Raw genomic sequence first — 5,209 nt, 5'->3', positions numbered from 1 at the left:
GCGATGAATACAAATCCTGTGGGAGCTGGCTTGCCAGCGATTGGGCCCACCCCGGTCTACAGCGAAAGCCGCACCGCCAGTGCCGCCAACGTCACCAGCAACACCGGCACCGTCAGCACAATCCCGACGCGGAAGTAATAGCCCCAGCCGATGTGGATGCCCTTGCGCTCCAGCACATGCAACCACAACAAGGTCGCCAGACTGCCGATCGGAGTGATCTTCGGCCCCAGGTCGCTGCCGATCACGTTGGCGTAGATCATCGCTTCCTTGATCACGCCGCTGGCCTGACTGGCGTCAATCGACAGCAAGCCGATCAGTACGGTTGGCAAGTTGTTCATGATCGACGACAGCAGCGCCGTCAGCACCCCGGTGCCCATGGCCGCGCCCCACACGCCGTGACCGGCGAACACGTCCAGCCAACCGGCGAGATAACCGGTGAGCCCGGCGTTGCGCAGGCCGTACACCACCAAGTACATGCCCAGCGAGAAAATCACGATCTGCCACGGCGCTTCTTTCATAACCTTGCGCGTGGAGATTTTGTGACCGCGCGCAGCGATGCCCAGCAGCAGCGCGGCACACACCGCCGAAATTGCGCTGATTGGAATGCCCAGCGGTTCGAGGCCGAAGCAGCCGACCAACAGGATCACCAACACCGCCCAACCGGCATAGAACGTCGCCTTGTCGTGGATAGCGGTGTGCGGGTTTTCCAGTTGTTCAGGATCGTAAGCCGCCGGGATGTCGCGACGGAAAAACCACAGCAACATGCCCAGCGTCGCCGCCACGCTGACGAAGTTCACCGGCACCATGACCGCTGCATAACGGTTGAAGCCGATATTGAAGAAGTCCGCAGAAACGATGTTGACCAGGTTCGACACCACCAGCGGCAGGCTCGCCGTGTCGGCAATGAACCCGGCGCCCATGACGAATGCCAGCGTCGCCGCCGGTGAAAAGCGCAGTGCCAGCAGCATCGAAATCACGATCGGCGTGAGAATCAGCGCCGCGCCGTCATTGGCGAACAACGCAGACACCAGCGCACCGAGCAGCACCATGAAGGCAAACAGTTTGCGCCCACTGCCCCGCCCCCAACGCGCCACGTGCAGCGCCGCCCAATTGAAAAAGCCAGCCTCGTCGAGCAACAGGCTGATGATGATCAGCGCGACGAAGGTGCCGGTCGCGTTCCAGATGATCTGCCAGACCAGCGGGATGTCCGTGAGGTGAACGACACCAAAAATCAACGCCAGCACGGCGCCCAACGTTGCACTCCAGCCGACGCCGAGACCTTTGGGTTGCCAGATGACGAGGGTGATGGTCAGCAGGAAAATCAGTGACGCAGCGAGCATTCGCAGGAGCCTTCAACTATCGAAAACGGAATGAAGATCAAAATGTGGGAGCGAGCTTGCTCGCGAAAGCGGTAGGTCAATCAGCAATTTTGCAACGGCTGACGACGCCTTCGCGAGCAAGCTCGCTCCCACAGGTTTTGTGTACGCGGTTATTTCTTGTGTTGCTCGACGAACTGGCCGTACGCATCGATGAATTTCTGCAGGAACGGTTTCACCGAGTCGCTCAGCTTGCCCGCTTCATCAAACGCGTTGCCCGCACCCCCCAGATACGCTTCCGGCTGTTGCAGGCAATGGATATCGAGGAAAACGAATGTCTGACGCAGGTGCTGGTTAGCGCCGAAGCCACCGATGGCGCCTGGCGATACGCTGATCACCGCACCGGGTTTGCCGCTCCAAGCGCTCTGGCCATAAGGGCGTGAACCGACGTCGATGGCGTTCTTCAACGGTGCCGGGATCGAGCGGTTGTACTCGGGGGTAACAAACAGCACCGCGTCGGATGACGCCACTTTCTGACGGAAAGTGCTGTAGGCTGCCGGCGGAGAAGCGCCGTCGATGTCTTCGTTGTACAGCGGCAGCTCACCGATTTCGACAATCTCGAGCTTGAGATTGGCCGGCGCCAGTTCGGCGAGGGCCAGTGCGACTTTGCGATTGATCGATGCTTTGCGCAGGCTACCGACCACTACAGCGACGTTGTAGACATTGCTCATGGATGACTCTCGATGGTCCGTGGGAAGAGTCGCTAGTTATAGATGATCCAGTGGCGCTTTCACCAGTGGTCATTGGTTTTTCCTGCGCGGCGAATATTTTTTTCCTGTAGGAAAACTTACCGAGCTTGGTGACGGTCTACAAAGCCGCAAATCAAGCGTTTTATCTCCAGAGGTTCTAAGCAGATGGCAGCAGTACTCGTCGGTCAGTTTCATGCAAGAGATGCGGAAGGCCGCGTTTATTCCGTGCATGAATTCCAGGAATCGAACCCGTCTGCAGACGGATCCACTGGCTCGGAGCCCATTTACAGACTGGCCATTGGCGATCGGGTCAACAAGGTCAGTGACAGCGAGTTTCTCCTGGTTCAATCAGGCATTACCCTGATTCGCGAACCTGAGCCAACCGTCGCTCAATAACCCAGCGTTATGAGCAGAAGTCATGCGAGCGGACTTGGGGTAGGATTCAGCGTCTGACCCCACCTGCTGAACATGGACTTCACGCATGCGTTTACGCCACATCGAAGTGATTCAGGCGCTCTTGCAGACCGGTCACCTGGGCACCGCCGCCGAATGGCTGCAACTGCCGGTGACCGAGGTCGAAGAGCGTTTGCGCGAAGCCGAGAGTCAGTTGGGGTTCATGCTGTTCGCCAGCGTTCGCGGGCGTTTGCAATCGACCGCCGAAGCGCGCGCCTTGCAAGTGGAAATCGCGCACATTTACGAGGCGCTTGAGCCGGTGCAGCGTCTGGCCAGCAGCCTCAAGCAATACCTCGCCGCGCCCTTGCGCATCATCGGCACCCCGCCGCTGGCCCAGCAATTGCTGCCACAAAGCCTTGCGACTCTGCGTCGGCGCTTGCCGGACGCACCTTGCAGCCTGCTCAGCGCGCCGACTCGCGACATCGTTCGCAGCCTGTTACTGCGCGAAAGCGATCTGGGCCTGAGCCTGCACGATCCCGAACATCCCGATATCCACTGCCAGCCGCTGGCCCAGGGCAAGCTGCAATTGCTCGCTCCGCACGGCTGGCTACAACCGAAACAGAAATACATTTCCCTCGCGGATCTGGCCGGTCAGGCCATGGTCGGTCTCGAAGGGCATGATCCGCTGAGCCCGGCACTGGAAAACAAACTCCAGGCCTTGCGCCCGGCGCCAAGCATTCAGACCCGCGTGCAGACCCATCAGATGATGCGCAGCATGGTCGAGGCCGGCGAAGGTCTGGCCATCGTCGACCCCTTCACCGCGTTGGGCGCCCGCGCCGGTGGGCTTGACGTCTGCCCGCTCTCACCGGCAGTGCCGATCAACCTCTACGCCCTGACCTTCAAACATGCCACGCCGTCGGCGGCGATTCAGACACTGCTGACGATCGTCACGGAACAAGCCGAGGCGATGTTGTCGAGCTGAGTGGTTTTTCCAGCGGATTATCGAACAGGCGATACCAGAACAACGCGACTTCGGCGGTGTGCGGATCGATGCCGCGATAGCGCAACTGGTCGATGCCGCCGATCACATAACCGCAACGCTCATACAGACGACAGGCGCCGAGGTTGTTGTTCTGGGTTTCGAGCATGATGCCCGGCAGCTTCTTCTTGCGACTCCAGAACTGCGCGACATCGAGCAACGCCTTGGCCACGCCGTGGCGACGGGCCGGGGCATGCACCGCCAGTTCATCGATGTGGGCAAAGCCGTTCCAGTTGGTGCTGATCACCAGGTGACCAACCGGCTCGTCGTCCAGGTACGCCATGAAAATCGCACTGTCGGGCGCGTTGTGAAAGGCGCTGAACTCTTCCGGATCAATACCGTAGCACTTGCGGTACGGCACGATCGGCGTCACCGGCCACTGCTCGACCGGCTTGCCGATCACGGCGGCGCCATAGGCGGCCACCTCGAAACTGAAGTCGCTGCCCCAGATATACGGCGCAAAACCTTCGTCGGCGACCCGCACCGACAACCCTGGGTATTTCGGATTCATGACCGGTTGCATACTGGGAAAAGTCCTCATTCCTTGACGCAGCCGACAGTGTCGACCTTGCTGTCGCGATGGATGATTGCCAGCGCAAATTTCAACTCTTTGTACATGAGGCTCAGTGTCCTGAGGCGGCAGATTTGCACCTGACCAGTGCACTCAGGGTAGAGGGTTGCAGCGAATGTGGCGAGGGTGGCAACTTGGCTCCATGTCGCCAAATGCAAAAAATCGCTGCCTTCGGTGTCTCTAACTTGGGAATGCAATCCCTGTAGGAGCTGCCGAAGGCTGCGATCTTTTGATCTTTGATCTTTGATCTTCAGGTTTTCAGACCTGCGCATCAGCCTCGGCAATCTGCGTCCACAACGCCGGCGCACCCGCCGATTTGGCGATGATTTCCAGCCGCACCAGATGCGCCGCCAGTTCTTCTTCAGTCGCCCGGATGATGCGTGCTGGCTGGCGATCGACCGGCAGGCGGCGGATTTCGGTAGCCGAGTTGTCGGCGCCCTCGCCCGTGCCATTGCCATCGGAGGCGTTGCCGGCCAGCGACAGGCTGGTCTGGCCGCCGGTCATGGTCAGGTAGACGTCGGCGAGAATCTCAGAGTCGAGCAAAGCGCCGTGCAGTTCACGGCCGGAGTTGTCGACGCCGTAACGCTTGCACAACGCATCGAGGCTGTTGCGCTGCCCCGGGTGACGTTCCCGAGCCATCATCAGGGTGTCGAGGATCGTGCAGTGCTGGGTGATGTCAGCGCGATCGTGCTGGCCCATCAAGGCGAATTCGTTGTTGATGAAGCCAACGTCGAACGCCGCGTTGTGGATGATCAGCTGTGCGCCCTGGATGAACTCGAAGAACTCGTCGGCGACTTCGGCAAAGCGCGGCTTGCCAACGAGGAATTCGTTGGTAATACCGTGCACACCGATCGCACCCTCGTCGCTCTCGCGATCCGGTTGCAGATAAACGTGAAAATGCCGGCCCGTCAGGCGCCGACCGATCAGTTCGACGCAACCGATTTCAATGATCCGGTGACCATCGGTCACCGGCATGCCGGTGGTTTCGGTATCGAGTACAACGGATCTGGTGGCCATCAGTGCTCAGCTCTCAACGGGTCAATCGGGCAAAGGCGCGGATGTTAACACGCTCGGCGGGGTGTTTCAGTCAGACCGTGGCGGGTCCTTCGCGAGCAGGCTCGCTCCCACACTGAGTGCATTC

Annotated in this window: 7 protein-coding genes; 2 read left to right on the top strand and 5 right to left on the bottom strand. The window is 59.8% G+C overall.

Annotation, left to right across the window (positions count from 1 at the left end):
* Window positions 1-56: 56 nt before the first annotated feature.
* Window positions 57-1,340 (bottom strand): arsenic transporter, encoded by a 1,284-nt coding sequence (locus F8N49_RS25325; RefSeq protein WP_122880098.1) that lies wholly within the window; start codon window positions 1,338-1,340, stop codon window positions 57-59.
* A 149-nt stretch (window positions 1,341-1,489) separates the two neighbouring features.
* Window positions 1,490-2,047, bottom strand: coding sequence for an NADPH-dependent FMN reductase (locus F8N49_RS25320; protein ID WP_024012496.1), 558 nt, complete (start codon window positions 2,045-2,047; stop codon window positions 1,490-1,492).
* A gap of 183 nt (window positions 2,048-2,230) precedes the next feature.
* Here F8N49_RS25320 and F8N49_RS25315 point away from each other — a divergent pair, with 183 nt between their 5' ends.
* Window positions 2,231-2,461: a hypothetical protein gene (locus tag F8N49_RS25315; RefSeq protein ID WP_016774209.1), complete on the top strand. Its 231-nt coding sequence runs from the start codon at window positions 2,231-2,233 to the stop codon at window positions 2,459-2,461.
* Window positions 2,462-2,546: 85 nt separating this feature from the next.
* A complete protein-coding gene (locus tag F8N49_RS25310; RefSeq protein ID WP_122746949.1) occupies window positions 2,547-3,440 on the top strand; it encodes a LysR family transcriptional regulator in 894 nt (297 codons plus the stop codon).
* Here the strand turns inward: F8N49_RS25310 and F8N49_RS25305 are convergent.
* From F8N49_RS25305 to dnaQ, 3 genes are read right to left on the bottom strand one after another with little or no spacing between them, the layout of a single operon-like run.
* A complete protein-coding gene (locus F8N49_RS25305; protein ID WP_016774208.1) occupies window positions 3,406-4,020 on the bottom strand; it encodes a GNAT family N-acetyltransferase in 615 nt (204 codons plus the stop codon). The two genes, F8N49_RS25310 and F8N49_RS25305, sit on opposite strands and share 35 nt — an antisense overlap.
* A 14-nt stretch (window positions 4,021-4,034) precedes the next feature.
* The gene (locus F8N49_RS25300) at window positions 4,035-4,340 is read right to left on the bottom strand and encodes a hypothetical protein (RefSeq protein WP_151553064.1); all 306 of its coding nucleotides are present in this window, start codon (window positions 4,338-4,340) and stop codon (window positions 4,035-4,037) included.
* Window positions 4,327-5,085, bottom strand: a complete 759-nt coding sequence (gene dnaQ / locus F8N49_RS25295) for a DNA polymerase III subunit epsilon (RefSeq protein WP_041480624.1) — start codon at window positions 5,083-5,085, stop codon at window positions 4,327-4,329. The genes F8N49_RS25300 and dnaQ overlap by 14 nt, the downstream gene beginning before the upstream one ends.
* Window positions 5,086-5,209 lie beyond the last annotated feature (124 nt).

It is taken from the genome of Pseudomonas sp. GXM4, assembly GCF_008923895.1.
Classification (GTDB): domain Bacteria; phylum Pseudomonadota; class Gammaproteobacteria; order Pseudomonadales; family Pseudomonadaceae; genus Aquipseudomonas; species Aquipseudomonas atacamensis.
This window is presented reverse-complemented; position numbering and strand designations above follow the sequence as displayed.